The organism is Actinomadura terrae (assembly GCF_022751215.1).
Classification (GTDB): domain Bacteria; phylum Actinomycetota; class Actinomycetes; order Streptosporangiales; family Streptosporangiaceae; genus Spirillospora; species Spirillospora terrae.
The window spans coordinates 1,381,383-1,396,719 of record NZ_JAICDG010000001.1 but is presented as its reverse complement, the minus strand read 5'-3'; the positions used below and the strand labels follow the sequence as shown (position 1 = coordinate 1,396,719).

General features: G+C 74.1%; 15 protein-coding genes and 1 tRNA gene. 10 read left to right on the top strand and 6 right to left on the bottom strand.

Features of this window, described 5'->3' with window-relative positions; genetic code table 11:
* Positions 1–16: 16 nt before the first annotated feature.
* The 6 genes from K2F47_RS06185 to K2F47_RS06160 all read left to right on the top strand — a co-directional run bounded on the left by K2F47_RS06185 (position 17) and on the right by K2F47_RS06160 (position 6,902).
* Positions 17–850 carry an NUDIX hydrolase gene (locus K2F47_RS06185; RefSeq protein WP_242901748.1) on the top strand — a complete coding sequence of 278 codons (834 nt, stop codon included), beginning with the start codon at positions 17–19 and terminating at the stop codon, positions 848–850.
* Positions 847–1,902: a serine/threonine-protein kinase gene (locus K2F47_RS06180; RefSeq protein ID WP_242901747.1), complete on the top strand. Its 1,056-nt coding sequence runs from the start codon at positions 847–849 to the stop codon at positions 1,900–1,902. The genes K2F47_RS06185 and K2F47_RS06180 overlap by 4 nt, the downstream gene beginning before the upstream one ends.
* Positions 1,889–2,860: a hypothetical protein gene (locus K2F47_RS06175; protein ID WP_242901746.1), complete on the top strand. Its 972-nt coding sequence runs from the start codon at positions 1,889–1,891 to the stop codon at positions 2,858–2,860. Before K2F47_RS06180 ends, K2F47_RS06175 begins: the two co-directional genes overlap by 14 nt.
* An 11-nt stretch (positions 2,861–2,871) precedes the next feature.
* The gene (locus K2F47_RS06170) at positions 2,872–4,137 is read left to right on the top strand and encodes an adenylosuccinate synthetase (protein WP_242901745.1); all 1,266 of its coding nucleotides are present in this window, start codon (positions 2,872–2,874) and stop codon (positions 4,135–4,137) included.
* A gap of 62 nt (positions 4,138–4,199) precedes the next feature.
* Positions 4,200–6,158 carry a hypothetical protein gene (locus tag K2F47_RS06165; protein ID WP_242901744.1) on the top strand — a complete coding sequence of 653 codons (1,959 nt, stop codon included), beginning with the start codon at positions 4,200–4,202 and terminating at the stop codon, positions 6,156–6,158.
* Positions 6,159–6,182: 24 nt separating this feature from the next.
* Entirely contained in the window at positions 6,183–6,902 is a 720-nt protein-coding gene (locus K2F47_RS06160; RefSeq protein WP_242901743.1) for a 3-keto-5-aminohexanoate cleavage protein, read from the top strand.
* A 19-nt stretch (positions 6,903–6,921) separates the two neighbouring features.
* Here K2F47_RS06160 and K2F47_RS06155 read toward each other — a convergent pair whose 3' ends face one another.
* Both K2F47_RS06155 and K2F47_RS06150 read right to left on the bottom strand, forming a co-directional pair.
* On the bottom strand, positions 6,922–7,218 hold the full coding sequence (locus K2F47_RS06155) for an MTH1187 family thiamine-binding protein (RefSeq protein WP_242901742.1): 297 nt from the start codon (positions 7,216–7,218) through the stop codon (positions 6,922–6,924).
* Between the two features lie 21 nt (positions 7,219–7,239).
* Complete coding sequence (locus K2F47_RS06150) at positions 7,240–7,626, bottom strand: DUF7715 family protein (protein WP_242901741.1); 387 nt, start codon at positions 7,624–7,626, stop codon at positions 7,240–7,242.
* A 107-nt stretch (positions 7,627–7,733) separates the two neighbouring features.
* Here K2F47_RS06150 and K2F47_RS06145 point away from each other — a divergent pair, with 107 nt between their 5' ends.
* A complete protein-coding gene (locus tag K2F47_RS06145) occupies positions 7,734–8,507 on the top strand; it encodes an enoyl-CoA hydratase-related protein (protein WP_242901740.1) in 774 nt (257 codons plus the stop codon).
* Between the two features lie 185 nt (positions 8,508–8,692).
* Here K2F47_RS06145 and K2F47_RS06140 read toward each other — a convergent pair whose 3' ends face one another.
* Positions 8,693–9,556 carry a S1 family peptidase gene (locus K2F47_RS06140; RefSeq protein ID WP_242901739.1) on the bottom strand — a complete coding sequence of 288 codons (864 nt, stop codon included), beginning with the start codon at positions 9,554–9,556 and terminating at the stop codon, positions 8,693–8,695.
* A gap of 394 nt (positions 9,557–9,950) precedes the next feature.
* Positions 9,951–10,024: transfer RNA gene (locus K2F47_RS06135), tRNA-Ile, on the bottom strand.
* Positions 10,025–10,215: 191 nt separating this feature from the next.
* On the opposite strand from K2F47_RS06135, the gene K2F47_RS06130 reads away from it, so the two are divergent.
* The 3 genes from K2F47_RS06130 (at position 10,216) to K2F47_RS06120 (ending at position 13,372) form a co-directional block, all read left to right on the top strand.
* Positions 10,216–10,902, top strand: a complete 687-nt coding sequence (locus tag K2F47_RS06130; RefSeq protein WP_242901738.1) for an LppX_LprAFG lipoprotein — start codon at positions 10,216–10,218, stop codon at positions 10,900–10,902.
* 7 nt (positions 10,903–10,909) lie between these two features.
* The gene (locus K2F47_RS06125; protein ID WP_308198371.1) at positions 10,910–12,436 is read left to right on the top strand and encodes an MFS transporter; all 1,527 of its coding nucleotides are present in this window, start codon (positions 10,910–10,912) and stop codon (positions 12,434–12,436) included.
* A 321-nt stretch (positions 12,437–12,757) separates the two neighbouring features.
* Positions 12,758–13,372: an Rv1733c family protein gene (locus K2F47_RS06120; RefSeq protein WP_242901737.1), complete on the top strand. Its 615-nt coding sequence runs from the start codon at positions 12,758–12,760 to the stop codon at positions 13,370–13,372.
* 22 nt (positions 13,373–13,394) lie between these two features.
* Here K2F47_RS06120 and K2F47_RS06115 read toward each other — a convergent pair whose 3' ends face one another.
* Both K2F47_RS06115 and K2F47_RS06110 read right to left on the bottom strand, forming a co-directional pair.
* Complete coding sequence (locus K2F47_RS06115; RefSeq protein WP_242901736.1) at positions 13,395–13,859, bottom strand: MarR family winged helix-turn-helix transcriptional regulator; 465 nt, start codon at positions 13,857–13,859, stop codon at positions 13,395–13,397.
* Entirely contained in the window at positions 13,856–15,322 is a 1,467-nt protein-coding gene (locus tag K2F47_RS06110) for an MFS transporter (protein WP_242901735.1), read from the bottom strand. The genes K2F47_RS06115 and K2F47_RS06110 overlap by 4 nt, the downstream gene beginning before the upstream one ends.
* Positions 15,323–15,337: the final 15 nt, after the last annotated feature.

Sequence of the window (15,337 nt, the reverse complement as noted above, 5' to 3'; positions counted from 1 at the left end):
GACAGGGAGCAGGCGGATGACCCCGGATCCGGGACGCGACGAGAGCGAGTTCCTGGCGAACTACGATCCGCGCGACTACGACCCGGTCTCGGTGACCGTGGACGTGGTGTCCCTGACGATCCGCGACGGCGCCCTGCACGTGCTGCTGGTGCGGCGCGGCGCCGCGCCCTTCGCGGGGATGTGGGCGCTGCCCGGCGGGTTCGTCCAGGCGGGCGGGCCGCTGCAAGGCACCGAGGCCGAGGACCTGTCGGAGGCGGCGGTCCGCGAGCTGGCCGAGGAGACCGGGCTCAGCGCCAAGGGCGGGGAGCTCGGCCGCGTCCACCTGGAGCAGCTCGGCACCTACGGCGCGCCGGGACGCGACCCGCGCATGCGCGTCATCTCCGTCGCCTACCTGGCGTTCGCGCCGGAGCTGCCCGACCCGCAGGCGGGCGGCGACGCGGCCGACGCCGCGTGGGTCGCGGTCGGCGCGCTCGGCCTGACCGAGGCGGGCGACCAGCGCCCCGGCACCACCCGGCGGCTGGCGTTCGACCACGCGCGCATCCTGTCGGACGGGCTGGAGCGGGCCCGCGCCAAGCTGGAGTACGCGCCGCTCGCGACGGCCTTCTGCGCGCCCGAGTTCACGATCCCCGAGCTGCGCGCCGTCTACGAGGCCGTGTGGGGCGAGGAGCTGCACGCCGGCAACTTCCACCGGAAGGTCCTGTCGGTGCCCGGGTTCGTGGAGAGCACGGGCGCGACGTCCGACAAGGGCGGGCGGCGCGGCGGGCCCCGGCCCCGGCTCTACCGGGCGGGCGACGCCCGGCTGCTGCACCCGGCGCTGCTGCGCCCGAGCCGCGAGGAGGAGATCCGATGACACCGCGCGTCCGCGAGCTGGACGAGGCGCTCACCCGGCTCGACCGGGCCCGCGTCCCGGCGGACCTGTTCGGCGCCGACGCCGCCGAGGCCGCGCGCCGCTACCGGCGGCTGGCGCGGCTCGTCCACCCGGACGCGACGCAGGGGCGCACGCGCGAGGCGTTCGTCCGGCTGACCGCGCTGTGGCGGGCCTACACCGGCGCCGACCCGTCCGTGATCACCACCCGGCGGCACTCCTACCGGCTCACCGGCGACCCGATCGGCGGCGACCTCGCACAGCTGTACGCGGCGGAGCCGGAGGGCGCGCGGGTACTGCTGAAGATGCCGCGCGACCCGCGCGACGGCGACCTCCTCGAACGCGAGGCGGTGGCGCTGCGGCAGCTCCCCAAGGACGGCGACGGGCGGTTCCTGCCGTACGTCCCGCGCCTGGTCGAGTCGTTCCGCCACCGGGACGAGGCGTCCGGCGCGCAGCGCCCGGTCAACGCGCTCGCCGCGCTGGAGGGCTTCCGCACGCTCGCCGAGGTCCGGCGGGCGTTCCCCGGCGGCCTCGACCCGCGCGACGCGGCCTGGATGTGGCGGCGGCTGCTCGTCGGGCTCGGGTTCGCGCACCGCGCGGGCGTGCTGCACGGCGCGGTGCTCCCCGAGCACGTCATGATCCACCCGGCCGAGCACGGGCTGGTCCTCGTCGACTGGTGCTACTCGGTGCCCGGCTGCTACGCGGGCACCGACCCGTCGGGACGCGTCCCGGCGATGGTCGACCGGTACGCCGACTGGTATCCGCCGGAGGTTCCGGGCCGCGAGACCGCGTCGCCCGCCACCGACATCTTCATGGCCACCCGATGCATGACCGAGCTGATGGGCGACCGGGCGCCGAAGGCGATGCGCGCGTTCGCGCGGGGCTGCCTGCTGCCCGCGCAGCGGCGCCGCCCGTCCGACGCCTGGCGGCTGCTGGAGGAGCTGGACGAGCTGCTCGAACGGCTCTACGGCCCCCGCCGCTTCCGCCCCTTCCACCTGCCGAACGAAACTGAAGGAGACGACCATGGGAAGCGGTAACTGGTCCACCGACGTCTACGCCGCGCGCCGCAGCTACCAGGCGGCGACCGGCACGAGCGCGTTCGCCTACAGCGACGGCGGCGCGACCACCGTCCACCCCGACCTCGACCCGCGCGGCGTGACCGTCCGGGAGAGCCGGGACTCCGAGGGCCACCCCGAGTCGCTGGCGATCGCGGTGCTGTTCGACGTGACGGGCTCGATGGGCGGCGTGCCGCGCACGCTCCAGACCAAGCTGCCCGACCTGCTCGGGCTGCTGCTGCGCAAGGGGTACGTCGAGCACCCGCACATCCTGTTCGGCGCGGTCGGCGACGCGACCTGCGACCGGGCGCCGCTCCAGGTCGGCCAGTTCGAGGCCGACAACCGGATGGACGACGACCTCGGCAAGATCCTGCTGGAGGGCGGGGGCGGCGGGCAGATGCGCGAGTCCTACGAGCTCGCGATGTACTTCATGGCCCGGCACACCGCGATCGACTGCTACGAGAAGCGGGGGAAGCGCGGCTACCTGTTCATGATCGGCGACGAGCTGGGCTACCCGAAGGTGCGGCGGAGCGAGATCGCGAAGATCATCGGGGACGAGGCCGAGGCGGACGTCCCGATCGCCGACATGGTCCGCGAGCTCCAGCGGATGTACGAGGTGTACTTCATCATCCCCGAAGGCGGCTACCACTCCGGCAAGCGCGAGCTGAAGGACTTCTGGCAGGAACTCCTCGGCCAGCACGTCCTCTACCTGGACGACCCGGGCGCGGTCTGCGAGACGATCGCGCTGACGATCGGGCTCGGCGAGGACGCGATCGACCTCGACGAGGGCCTGGAGCACCTGGCGGAGGCGGGGTCGGACGCGGGGGCGTCGGTCTCGCGCGCGCTGGCCCGGCTGGACGCCTCGCGCGCGCCGGTCGCGGTGTCGGCCACGCCGCCGGGGCTGGACGCGTCCGGGCCGTCCGCGACGACGCGGCTCTAGGAGTCACGGGCATGGGCCACGTCATCGTCGTGGACCTCGGCTTCGGGGACGCGGGCAAGGGCACGGTCGTCGACCACCTGTGCGCCGCGTCCCCGGCGCCGCCGACGGTCGTGCGGTTCAACGGGGGCGCGCAGGCGGCGCACAACGTCGTCTTGGCGGACGCGCGGCACCACACGTTCGCGCAGTTCGGGTCGGGCACGTTCACGCCGGGCGTCCGGACGCACCTGTCGCGGTTCATGCTCGTGGACCCGCTGGCGCTCGCCGCCGAGGCCGAGCATCTGCGCGAACTCGGGGTGGACGACGCGCTCGCCCGGCTGACCGTCGACCGCGACGCGCTGCTGACCACGCCCTACCACCGCGCCGCCAACCGGGCACGGGAGGCGGCGCGCGGCGCGGCCCGGCACGGGTCGTGCGGGATGGGCGTCGGTGAGACGGCGTCCTACGCGCTCGACCACGACGACGCGCCCCGCGCGGGCGACTGCCTGTCCCCCGTCCGGCTGCGGCGCCGCCTCGCCGCGCTCCGCGACTGGTACCACGACGCGTTCCCGGCGGGATCGGGCGAGGACGTCCCGGACGTGGAGGCGTGCGCGGACGCGTTCGCCGCGTTCGCCGAGCACGTCCGGATCGTCGGCGGCGAGCACCTGCGCGGCGTCCTGCGGGAGGGCGACGCGGTGTTCGAGGGCGCGCAGGGCGTCCTGCTGGACGAGTGGCACGGCTTCCACCCGTACACGACGTGGTCGACGACGACGTTCGCGAACGCCGAGGCCCTCCTCGGCGAGGCCGACGCGACCGCGACCCGGCTCGGCGTGCTGCGCGCGTACGCGACACGCCACGGCCCGGGGCCGTTCGTCACCGAGGACGCGGCGCTCACCGGCGCGCTGCCCGACCCGCACAACGGGACGGGCCGCTGGCAGGGGGCGTTCCGCGTCGGGCACCTCGACGCCGTCGCGCTCCGGTACGCGCTGGAGGCGTGCGGCGGCGTCGACGGCCTGGCGGTCACGCATCTGGACGTCGCAGGGGCACGTCCCGACCTGCGCGTCTGCCGGGCCTACGCGATGGACGGCGAACAGGTCGCACGGCTCCCGGCGGGCACGGGGGACCTGGACCGCCAGGCGGCGCTGACCCGGCGCCTGTTCGCCGCCCGTCCCGTCTACGCGCCGCTCGGCCGCGCGGAGGAGACGATCGAGGACGCGCTCGGGGCGCCGGTCGTCCTCCGCTCGTACGGGCCGACGTCCGCCGGCAAGCGCGCGGCGGCACCGCTCGGGGCCGCCCATTGACCCGCCGCCGGGGAACGTCCATGATCGGGCGCTGTACGTCCCGCATCCCCCGGAGGTGGACGTTGCTCCCGCGCACCCTGACCGCCGTCCTGACCGCCGCCGTGACGCTCGCGGCCCTGATCACGCCGCCTGCCAGGGCCGCCGCCCCGCGCGCGGACGACGGCTGCGACCCGATCGACCCGGCCGCCTGCCTGCTCCCGTTCCCGAACAACTGGTACACGGTGCGGGATCCGGACACGCCCACCGGCCGCCGTGTCCACATGCGGACGACGCTCCGCAACGCGTCCGGCGTGCCCGTCGCGCCCGACGAGTGGAACCGCGCGGACGGGTTCTCCCCCGGCTCGATGCTGCTCAGCCGCGTCCCGGGCGTCGACCTGGCGCGCAGCGGCGCGGCGCCGGTCACCGACATCGGCGCGTCGCTGCGCCCGGACGCGCCGATCGTCGTCCTCGACACCGAGACCGGGGAGCGCTGGCCCTACTGGGCAGAGCTGGACGCGAACGCGCCCGACGCCCGCAAGGCGCTGATCGTCCGCCCGGCGCGCAACTTCCAGGAGGGGCACCGCTACGTCGTCGCGCTGCGGAACCTGCGCGACGCGTCCGGCAGCCTGATCGAACCGGGCGCGGCGTTCAGGCGGATTCTCGGCCCGACGCTGCCCGCGTCCGACCCGCTGAGCGGGCGGCAGCGGGCCGAGCGGCGCGTCCTCGACGACCTCGCCGCGAACGGCGTGGAGCGCGACGGCCTCTACCTGGCCTGGGACTTCACCGTCGCGAGCCGGGAGGGCCTGACCGGGTCGATGCTGCACATCCGCGACGAGACCCTGCGCGGCCTCGACGGCCGGTCCCCCAAATTCCAGGTGACGAGCGTGACCGACAACGTGAACGGGCTGATCGGCCGCGAGGTGAAGGGCGTCGTGTGGACGCCCAGCTACCTCGACAAGCCCGGCGGCCCGCCCGGATCGGCCTTCCACCGCGGGCCCGACGGGCTCCCGGCCCGGCTGCCGGGCAACGACCAGGCCGTCCCGTTCCAGTGCGAGATCCCGAAATCGGCGTTCCGCGAACCCGCCCGTCCCGCCCTCTACGGGCACGGGCTGCTCGGCAGCGAGCGGGAGGCGGGCGCGGTCGACGTCGAGCAGATGGCGGCCGAGCACGGCTTCGTGTTCTGCGCGACGAAGTGGATCGGCATGGCCGACGAGGACATCCCGAACGACCTCGCGGCGCTCGCCGACCTCACCCACTTCCGGACGGTCGCCGACCGCCTCCAGCAGGGCCTGCTGGGCTTCGTCGTCCTCGGCCGCGCGATGACCCGCGGCTTCGCGTCCGACAAGGCGTTCCAGAACGACTCGGGCGAATCCCTCATCGACACAGGGGCGCCGCTGGCCTACGACGGCAACAGCCAGGGCGGGATCATGGGCGGGGCGCTGACCGCCGTGTCCCCCGACATCCGGCGCGCCGCCCTCGGCGTCCCGGCGATGAACTACAGCACCCTGCTCAACCGCAGCGTCGACTTCGGCGCGTTCGGCAAGGCGCTCGACGCGTCCTACCCCGACAAGCTCGACCAGCAGATCGGGCTGGGGCTGCTCCAGATGCTGTGGGACCGGGGCGAGGCCGACGGCTACGCCCTGCACCTCACCGGACGGCCGCTGCCGGGGACGCCCCCGCACCGTGTGCTCATGCACACCGCGTTCGGCGACCACCAGGTCGCCACCGTCGCCGCCGAGGTCGAGGCCCGGACGATCGGCGCCCGCGTGCACGCCCCGTTCCTCACGCCCGGCCGCAGCCCCGACCGCGTCCCGTTCTGGGGCATCCGCCGGTTCGGCTCGTCCTACGAGGGGTCCGCGATCGTCGTGTGGGACAGCGGCTCCCCCGCCCCGCCGCCGACGAACACGCCGCCCTCCCAGGGCCGCGACCCCCACTCCGACCCCCGCCACAGCGCCGACGCCCGCCGCCAGAAGGCGATCTTCCTGACCACCGGCCGGGTCGTGGACGTGTGCGGAGGAGGCCCCTGCATGATCACGCCGTGACCCGCCGGCTGAGATGATCGGTCCATGTTGCAGATCTGCCCCAACGGGACGCGGAGCGGAAGCGACCACCCGGCCGTGCCGGTCGCCCCGGCGGCGGTGGGCGCGGCCGTCCGCGCCGCCGCCGACGTCGGCGCGCGGGACGCGCACGTCCACTGCAAGGACGCCGCGGGCGCCGACACCCTCGACCCCGCGCACGTCGCGGCGACCCTCACCGCCGTCCGCGCGGCCGCGCCCGGGATCGCCGTCGGCGTCACCACCGGCGCCTGGACCGCACCCGACCCCGCCGACCGCGCCGCGCTCGTCCGCTCCTGGACGGTGCTGCCCGACCACGCCTCAGTGAACTTCCACGAGCCGGGCGCCGAACTCGTCGCCGAGACCCTCCTCGACCTGGGCGTCGGCATCGAGGCCGGAATCTTCTCCGGCACCGAGGCGGCCGCACGGTTCCTCGCCTGGCCGCACGCGGACCGGGTGCTGCGCGTCCTCGCCGAGGTCACCGACACCGACCCGGAGACCGCGCAGGAGACCGCCAAGGACCTCCTGCACGCCCTGCGCGCCGGACACGACCGCCCGATCCTGCTGCACGGCGAGGACGGCGGCGCCTGGCCCGTCCTGCGCCTGGCCGCCCGCCGCGGCCTGGACACCCGCATCGGCCTGGAGGACACCCTCACCCTCCCCGACGGCTCCCCCGCCCCCGACAACACGACCCTCGTCCAAACAGCCCGCACCCTGATAGCCGCGATCTGAACAGGGCAGGGGGCGCCGGTCAGGAGTCGGACAGGTAGCGCTCGACCGAGGCGACCTTGCCGTCGAGCGCGCCCGTCACCCCGGGACGCACGTCGGCCTTCACCACCAGGCTCACCCGGGGCGCCCGTGCGGCGACGGCGTCGGTGGCCGCCTTCACCACGGCCATCACCTCGTCCCACTCCCCCTCGATCGTGGTGAACATCGCGTCGGTCCGGTTGGGCAGGCCGCTGGCCCGCACCACCCGCACCGCCTCCGCGACGAGTTCCCCGACGTCTTCACCGGTGCCGAGCGGGGTCACCGAGAACGCGACGAGCACAACGCACCTCCTGGCCTGCGACTACACGACCTGCCGTACCACGATCTCATTCAGCCGCCGCTCGACGATCACCCCCACCGGCCAGTCGCGCACCAGGCAGCGCAGCAGCGCCGCCTCGTGCTCGGCGAGCGAGGGATCGCACCCCTGCTGCTCCAGGCTCGACCGGATCGCCTCGACGTAGTCGTCGCCGGTGAACCCGGGGATCTCCCTGACCATCGCGGTCGTGGTGGCGCGGTGGGAGTTCAGCCCGGCGAACGAGCGGCCGCAGCCGCAGCCGCCGTCGGGGTCGTCCCGGTCGCGGGCGCAGACGACCCCGATGTGCACCAGTTCTCCCTCGACGCACCAGTCGAAGTCGTTGTCGCGGTACCCCTGGCCGGTGTCGGTGGCGGTGAGCAGTTTCAAGGCCATGCCTCCTCGGCAACCCCGTCGGCGCGTCCGTGGACCCGGCCACGGTACGCCGGACCTCCGACATTCGGCCCGTGCGCCCGTCTTTCCCGTGACGTAACGTCGCGAATATGAGCGAAGCCAGCGACGTCCTCGTCCAGCGCGACGGCGCGTTCACCACGGTCACGATGAACCGCCCCCGCCGCCGCAACGCCCTCTCCCGCGCGTTCCTGCTCCAGCTCACCGCCGCGTTCGAGGAGGTGGCGGCCACCGACGCGCGCGGGATCGTGCTCGCCGCGAACGGGCCGGTGTTCTCCGCCGGGCACGACTTCGCGGACATGGCGGGCGCGTCCCACGCCGACGTCCGCGCCCTGCTGCGGACGTGCACGGACCTGATGCGGACGATCCAGTCCGTCCCGCAGGTCGTGGTCGCCCGCGTGCACGGGCTGGCGACCGCCGCGGGCTGCCAGCTCGCCGCGAGCTGCGACCTCGCGGTCGCGGCGCAGAGCGCGGGGTTCGCTGCGCCCGGGGGCAAGGGCGGCTGGTTCTGCCACACGCCGCTGGTCGCGATCTCCCACAACATCGGCCGCAAGCGCGCCGCCGAGATGGCGCTGACCGGCGAGGTCGTGGACGCCGCGACCGCCGCCGAGTGGGGCCTGGTCAACTACACGGTCCCCGACGCCGAGCTGGACAAGGCCGTCCTGGACCTGCTCCAGCGCGCCACGCAGGGCAGCCCGCGCAGCAAGGCCCTCGGCAAGCAGGCCATGTACGCGCAGTTCGACCGTCCGGAGGACGACGCCTACACCTACGCGATCGAGGTCATGGCGGCGTCGAGCCAGACGCCCGAGGCGCAGGAGGGCATGCGCGCGTTCCTGGACAAGCGCCACCCGGACTGGCCCGCATAGCGAAACGGCCAGCGGTGTTCATTGCAATCTCGGCCCAGCGTGCTCGCCTGGCGGCTCGCACGCTGACCGATCTTGTGCGGGCGCGGAATCGCTTCGCGATCTTCGCGGTGGGGCCTCGCCTCCGGCGTCGGCCCCACCGCTCAGCTACGCGCCCGCGTGTGCGCTGAGGTCGCTGCGCGAACGCGCTAGCGGGTGCGGCGCGGGACGGTGCAGCCGGCCCTGGTCAGGTCCAGGACGCTGCCGGGCGCGATGCACGACGCGAGGATGTAGGTCTGCTGCGCGTAACCGATGTGGGCGCGCACGGTCACCTTGCCGCCCTCGTCGACCTCGCACGGGTTGTTGAGCGTGCAGCGGCCGCCGTTCTCGTTGATGGTGTTGTTGGCGCCGACGACCTTGCCGGTCGCGGCGTCGATGACCGGGGAGCCGGACGTCCCGCCGATGACGTTGCACTCGGAGGTGTAGCGGAGCGAGTCCTTCCAGGTCCAGTCGGCTTCACGGACCCGGTAGGCGAACCCGTCCAGGCGGCAGGAGTAGATCCGCTTCCAGTACCCGGACACGACGCGCAGGCTCGCGCCCGTGGTCGGGTGGTCGAGCGACAGCTGCAACGCCGGGGTGTTGTTGTAGCGCTGCTTGATGTCGGCGTAGGTGCTGCTGAGCTTGTACAGCGCCACGTCGGTGTCGGTCATCGTCGCGTACAGCAGCGTCGTCGCGCGCAGGGTGCCGAGCGACCGGCTGCCGCTCGGGTCGAGCAGGCTGAACGTCCTGCTGGACGACCGGTTGGTGATGACCTGCCCGGCGCCGGGCTCGCCGCCCTCGTAGCAGTGGCCGTTGGTCAGCACCAGCGCGGGGTCGGTGTCGGCGGCGGTCGGCGTCCGCACCAGCGAGCCCGAGCAGTTGTTGAGCGCGACGATGCCGGTGAAGTCGATGGCCTTGAGCTGGGCGGGAGCCGGGGCGGGAGCGGTGGCCGGGGCGGCGGACGCGACGGAACCGGTGACCGAAGCGCCACCGAACACCGCGGCGGCGATCACGCCGAGAAGGCGTCTGGACATGGCGGGGGGTCCTCTCGATGGGGTGTACGAGCGGGCAGGCCGACGAGGGCGTGCGCCGCGGCCGGATCACGGCGCGGGCTTCGCCCACGTCGGCGCGATGGTAGCCGCGAACCCGCGAGCCGAGAAGCCTCACTTCCACCGACCTGCGAAAACGCCGCGGATCAGGCACGCATTGCCTAACCGTCCCGCCTGCCCTCCGCCACCGTCACGCGTCTGTAGCTAGGCGGCCCGGGGGGGCGAAGGGGCGAAGCCCCAAAAAGCGCGCGCAGCGCGCGCAGGGGGGCGTGGGGGGCGGAGCCCCCCACATCGGGGGTCTGGGGGTCGCCCCCCAGAAGATACTGCGGCTCGGCGAAGCCGCCCGCGAAGCGTGCGGCAAGCACAGCTCCCCCACTCGTAGGGCGGGCGGGACTCGAACCCGCGACCGGAAGATTATGAGTCTTCTGCTCTGACCAGCTGAGCTACCGCCCCTGGGGCGTGCCCGCGGGTGCCGTTTCGGGCCGGGGGCGTGCCGCGTGCCATCCTAGCGGCGGGGTCTCGGCCGGGGCCACCGAGTAAGTCGTTCTGCCTTCCGGAGGGGGCCGGAATCACTCCAGAGGACGAGGCGAATCAGACCTCCTACGGAGTGACGGGTGAGACGGCGCGTCGATAGTGTCCGGCGTATGCCCAGACGCATCCTCGTCCTCGTCCATGCCCTGCTCGCGATGGTGGTGGTCACCGCCTGTGACGGCGGTGGCGGGAAGGGCGGGTCGGAGAAGGCCGACTTCGACGCGGCGGGGACGCTGCGGCAGGCGTCCTCGACGATGGCGGGGACGCGGAGCGTCGCGCTGCGGATGGACTCGGAGGGCAAGCCGCCGGTCTCGGTGAAGGGCGGCGACATGAAGCTGCTGCGGAACGGGGACGGGCAGGGGACGCTGAAGGTGTCCAGGTCCGGGATGGACGTGGAGATGAAGGTCGTCGCGTCCGGGAACACGGTGTACATCGGCGGGGCGACGGGCGGCTGGCAGAAGGTGCCGAAGGTGCTGGCGGCGACGCAGTACGACACGTCGGCGGTGCTGGATCCGGAGCGGGGCATCGCGAAGCTGCTGGGCTCGTTGCAGGACCCGAAGGCGGAGGCCGTCGAGAAGGTGGACGGCAAGGAGGCGTACCGGATCGCGGCGCGGCTGCCGAAGGACCGGGTGGCGGGGCTGCTGCCGGGGGTCGACACCGACATCGACGGGCAGGTGTGGGTCCGCAAGTCCGACCACCGGCTCGTGAAGGTGCGGGGGGTGTTTCCCGGCGGCAAGGACAAGGTGACGATCACGTTCACGGAGTTCGACGCCGCCTACACGATCACCCCGCCGAAGTGAGCGCACGGTGCTGAGGGCGCGGCGCCGGGTCGCGGTCGGGGCCGGGGGCGCGGTCGTCCTGCTGGCGGCGCTGGACGCCTATGTCGTCACGACGATCCTGGTACCGGTGATCAAGGACCTGGACATTCCGGTGAACCGGCTGGAGCGGCTGACGCCCGTCCTGACCGGGTTCCTGCTGGGGTACGTGGCGGCGATGCCGCTGCTCGGGCAGGTGTCGGACCGATTCGGGCGGCGCGCGGTGCTCCAGGCGTGCCTGCTGTTCTTCGGCGTGGGGTCGGTCGTGACGGCGCTGGCGCAGGGCGTCCCGGTGCTGACGGCGGGACGGGTCGTCCAGGGCGTGGCGGGTGGCGCGCTGCTGCCGGTGACGATGGCGCTGGCCGGTGACCTGTGGGACGGGCGGCAGCGTCCGGTGGTGCTGGGCGCGGTGGGCGCGGCGCAGGAGCTCGGCAGCGTGCTCGGCCCGCTCTACGGGGCGGGGATCGCGGCGGCGCTGGACTGGCGGGCGATCTTCTGGATCAACGTGCCGCTGGTGGCGGCGGCGATGGCGGCGGTGCAGTACGCGGTGCCAGGCGGGCGGCCGAGGGGGCCGCGTCCCGGGGTGGACGTGGTCGGCGGTCTGCTGCTGGCGACGGGGTTGAGCCTGCTGGTCGCGGGCGCCTACAACCCCGAGCCCGCGGAGTCGGCACTGCCGTCGTGGGGTCCGCCGCTGCTCGGCGGGGGCGTGCTGGTGCTGGTGGTGTTCGCGGTGTGGGAGGCGCGGTCCCGGACGCGGCTGCTGGACCTGAGCGGCGCGCGGCGCGGGCCGCTGCTGGCGACGCTCGGCGTGAGCCTGCTGTCGGGCGCGGCGCTGATGGTCACGCTGGTGGACGTGGTGCTGGTGGCCAAGACGCTGCTGGACAAGGACTCGGTGGACGGCGCGCTGGTGCTGACGCGGTTCCTGGTGGCGCTGCCCGTCGCGGCGCTCGCGGGGGGCCTGGCCGCCCGGCGGTTCGGGGAGCGGTGGCCGATGGCGGCGGGCATGGCGGTCGCGGCGGCCGGCTACCTACTGATCGCGGGCTGGCCCGCGAACCCGGCGGACGCCTCCTACGGCCCGCTGCCCCGCATGGACGTCGATCTCGTCGTTACGGGGCTCGGGCTCGGCCTGGTGATCGCGCCGGTGTCCTCGGCGGTGCTCGGGTTCGTCCCGGCGGCGCGGCACGGCGTCGCGTCGGCGGCGGTGGTCGTCGCGCGGATGATGGGGATGCTGCTCGGGATATCGGCGCTGTCGGCGTGGGGTTTCTACCGCTTCCACGCGCTGACGGCGGACCTGCGGACGCCGCTCCCGTTCGGGATTTCGGACGCGGAGTTCGAGCGCCAACTGAAGATCTACGATGTGGCGCTGCGCGCGGCGCTGCGCACCGAATACCGGGAGATCTTCCTGATCACGGCGGGGCTGTGCGCGCTGGGGGCGGTGCTGGCGCTGGCGGTCGGTCCCCGGCGGGACGGCGCCGAACCGGCCGCGGAGACCCGGGAAAGCCTGCTTCCGGCGGGCTGAGCGGCCCGGACCGGACCCCGAGTCGTTCGGAGGCGGCAGCGGCCGCCTCATGCACGGCTGACCGAATGCGGCCAGCCGTTCACGTCCCATCATTCACAAGAGGCGCGCCCTCCCCGTCCTTTCCACCGGAGCCGGTTAGCGTGTCGTGCCACCCGGAACCCCGCGGCGGCGAGGTTTCGGTCACCGGGCCCGCATACCGGCCGGTAAATGGGAAAGGTTTTGGCCATCGGCTATGTGCCGAGGGACGAGCTCGGGAATATCCTGGGAAAAGAAGGCTAAAGGCCTCTTGCCGGGAGGGCACTCCCCGGGGAGGTGACACGGATGCGCAGGTTCGGCGTCGGCCGTGGAGGCGGACCGCTCACACGGCTGCGGCGGCGGCTCGGCCTGGAGCACAACGAGCTGCGCCGCCGGGTCGACCGTGTCCAGCGCACGGTCGCGCTCGTCCTGCTGGTGCTGCTGCTCGGCACCGCGCCACCGCTCGCCGCCTGGACGGGTGCCTGGTCCTACGACTCGGGCGTCCGCGCCGAACGCGCCGAGCGCGCGACCCGCCACCAGGTGGTCGCGACCGTCACCGCGACCGGCGGTGTCGGCTCCGCCGGTGACCGCTACGTCCACGAGACCGTCCAGGCGACGTGGCCCGGCGCCGACGGCAAGCCCCGCGCGGGGACGCTCCCGAGCTGGAAGAACGCCAAGGTCGGCGCGCACCGGACGATCTGGGTCGACCGCGCGGCCGAGCCGTCGGTCCGGCCCCGCCCGCACAGCCGCACGGTGACCGACGCCGTCTACGCCGCCGCCGCGACCGTCCTCGGCCTGTCGATGCCGCTGCTGCTGGCGTACGCGCTGGTCCGGCGGCGCTGCGACCGGTACCGCGACGAGCTGTGGGAAGCGGACTGGGCCCGCATGGACGCCGACGCGGGCCACAACCCCCGCTCCTGACGCCCCCCGTCACACGCTCGCGTCACTCCTCGGCGACGAGCCGCGCCGCGATCCGGTCGAGGGCGGCGAGGTCCTCCGGCGGGAGGTCGCGCAGTTCGGCCGGCGGGGTGCCGAGGATGCGCTCGGCCTCGGCGGCGAGCACGCGGCCCGCCTCGGTGATGCTCACGATCTTCGAGCGGCGGTCGGCGTGGTTGGGGGTGCGCTCGACGAGGCCGCGCTCGACCAGGTCGTCCACCAGCAGGGTCGTGTAGGGGCGGTCGGTGAGCAGCACGTCGGCGAGTTCCCTGAGCGTCAGCGGCCCGGCGGCGAGGCGGCGCAGCGCCTTGGTGCGGGTGAAGCTCATCCCGAGCGCGGCGACGACCTCCCGCCGCCGGTCGCCGCGCTCGTGCAGCAGGATCCGGAGGTTGCGCCAGGCGCGGGCAGCGAGGTCGGGCTCGCCCGCCGGGGCCTCGGCCGCCGGGTCCTCAGTCACCGGGTACTCGGTCATCGGGTACTCGCTCCGCTCACGGGACGCAGCTCGGGCTCGTGGTCGAACAGGTCGCGGACCCGGGCGGCCGAGCGCGCGGCCCGCCGTCCGGTGGTGACCGTGCCGAGCACGAGCACGGCGGCGGCGCACCCGGCGAGCACCCAGTATGCCGGGCGCGCGGCGGCGACGAAGCCGGACGCGGTGTCCGCCCCCGGCCCGCTTTCGGTCCCCGCGGCGAGGACGGCGCCGATCACCGCGACGCCGAGCGCCTGCCCGACCTGGCGGCTGGTGGAGGCGACGGCCGCCGCGACGCCCGCCTGCGTCCGCGGCATCCCGGACACGGCGGTGTTGGTGATCGGCGCGTTCGCCATCCCGAACCCGATGCCGAACAGCACGTACGCGGCGAACAGCGTCGTGTCGCGGGTCTCGGCGTCCAGCATCGCGAACATCAGCGCGCTCGCGAGCATCGCGGCCCCGGCGATCTGGAGCGAGGGCCGGGGGCCGCGGGCGCCGACGAGCCGTCCCGACAGCGGGCCGCAGACGGCGGTCATGACCGCCATCGGCAGCAGGTACAGCCCCGCGTGCAGCGCGGACAGGCCCCGCGCGTTCTGGAGGTAGAGCGCGTTCACGAACAGGAACCCGGCGAGCGCGGCGAACTGGGAGACGGCGATGACGGTGGCGCCGGAGAACGGCACGCTGCGGAAGAACCGCAGGTCGATGATCGGCTCGGCGGCGCGCCGGGCGTGCAGCACGAACCCGGCGAGCGCGAGGACGGCCACGAGCGCGCCCCCCGCGACGGCGGGCGAGAGCGCGCCCTGGCCCGGCGCCTCGATGATGGCGTACGACAACGTCCCGAGCAGCACGATCATCAGGCCCTGGCCGACCGGGTCGAGGCGGCGCGGACGCGGCGCCCGCGACTCGGGGACGAACAGCGCCGTCAGCACGAGCGCCGCCGCCCCGATCGGCAGGTTCAGCCAGAAGATCGCCCGCCAGCCGACCGAGTCGACCAGGACGCCGCCGACGATCGGGCCCATCGCCATGCTCAGCCCGACGACGCCGCCCCACACGCCGATGGCGCGGGCGCGCTCGCGCGGCTCGGTGAACACGTTCGTGATGATCGACATGGCGACCGGGTTGAGCATCGAGCCGCCGACCGCCTGGACGACGCGCGCCGCGACGAGCCAGCCGAGCGAGGGCGCGAGGCTGCACAGCACGGACCCGAGGACGAACAGCGCGAGCCCGGTCTGGAAGACGCGGCGGCGGCCGATCCGGTCCGCGGTGGCGCCCGCGAGGATCAGCAGCGAGGCCAGCACGATCAGATAGGCGTCGATCGTCCACTGGAGCCCGGACACCGACGCGCCGAAGTCGCGCTGGAGCGCGGGGAGCGCGACGTTCAGGATCGTGTTGTCCAGGCTGACGATCAGCAGGCTCAGGCAGCAGATGGCCAGCACCAGCATCCGCCGCCGGGGGGAGAGGTCGGGCACGGGTTACCTCCAATG

Coding starts and splice junctions, on each gene's coding strand:
- K2F47_RS06185 (WP_242901748.1), top strand. CDS start 17: ATGACCCCGGATCCGGGACGCGACGAGAGCGAGTTCCTGGCGAACTAC.
- K2F47_RS06180 (WP_242901747.1), top strand. CDS start 847: ATGACACCGCGCGTCCGCGAGCTGGACGAGGCGCTCACCCGGCTCGAC.
- K2F47_RS06175 (WP_242901746.1), top strand. CDS start 1,889: ATGGGAAGCGGTAACTGGTCCACCGACGTCTACGCCGCGCGCCGCAGC.
- K2F47_RS06170 (WP_242901745.1), top strand. CDS start 2,872: ATGGGCCACGTCATCGTCGTGGACCTCGGCTTCGGGGACGCGGGCAAG.
- K2F47_RS06160 (WP_242901743.1), top strand. CDS start 6,183: ATGTTGCAGATCTGCCCCAACGGGACGCGGAGCGGAAGCGACCACCCG.
- K2F47_RS06150 (WP_242901741.1), bottom strand. CDS start 7,626: ATGGCCTTGAAACTGCTCACCGCCACCGACACCGGCCAGGGGTACCGC.
- K2F47_RS06145 (WP_242901740.1), top strand. CDS start 7,734: ATGAGCGAAGCCAGCGACGTCCTCGTCCAGCGCGACGGCGCGTTCACC.
- K2F47_RS06140 (WP_242901739.1), bottom strand. CDS start 9,556: ATGTCCAGACGCCTTCTCGGCGTGATCGCCGCCGCGGTGTTCGGTGGC.
- K2F47_RS06130 (WP_242901738.1), top strand. CDS start 10,216: ATGCCCAGACGCATCCTCGTCCTCGTCCATGCCCTGCTCGCGATGGTG.
- K2F47_RS06120 (WP_242901737.1), top strand. CDS start 12,758: ATGCGCAGGTTCGGCGTCGGCCGTGGAGGCGGACCGCTCACACGGCTG.
- K2F47_RS06115 (WP_242901736.1), bottom strand. CDS start 13,859: ATGACCGAGTACCCGGTGACTGAGGACCCGGCGGCCGAGGCCCCGGCG.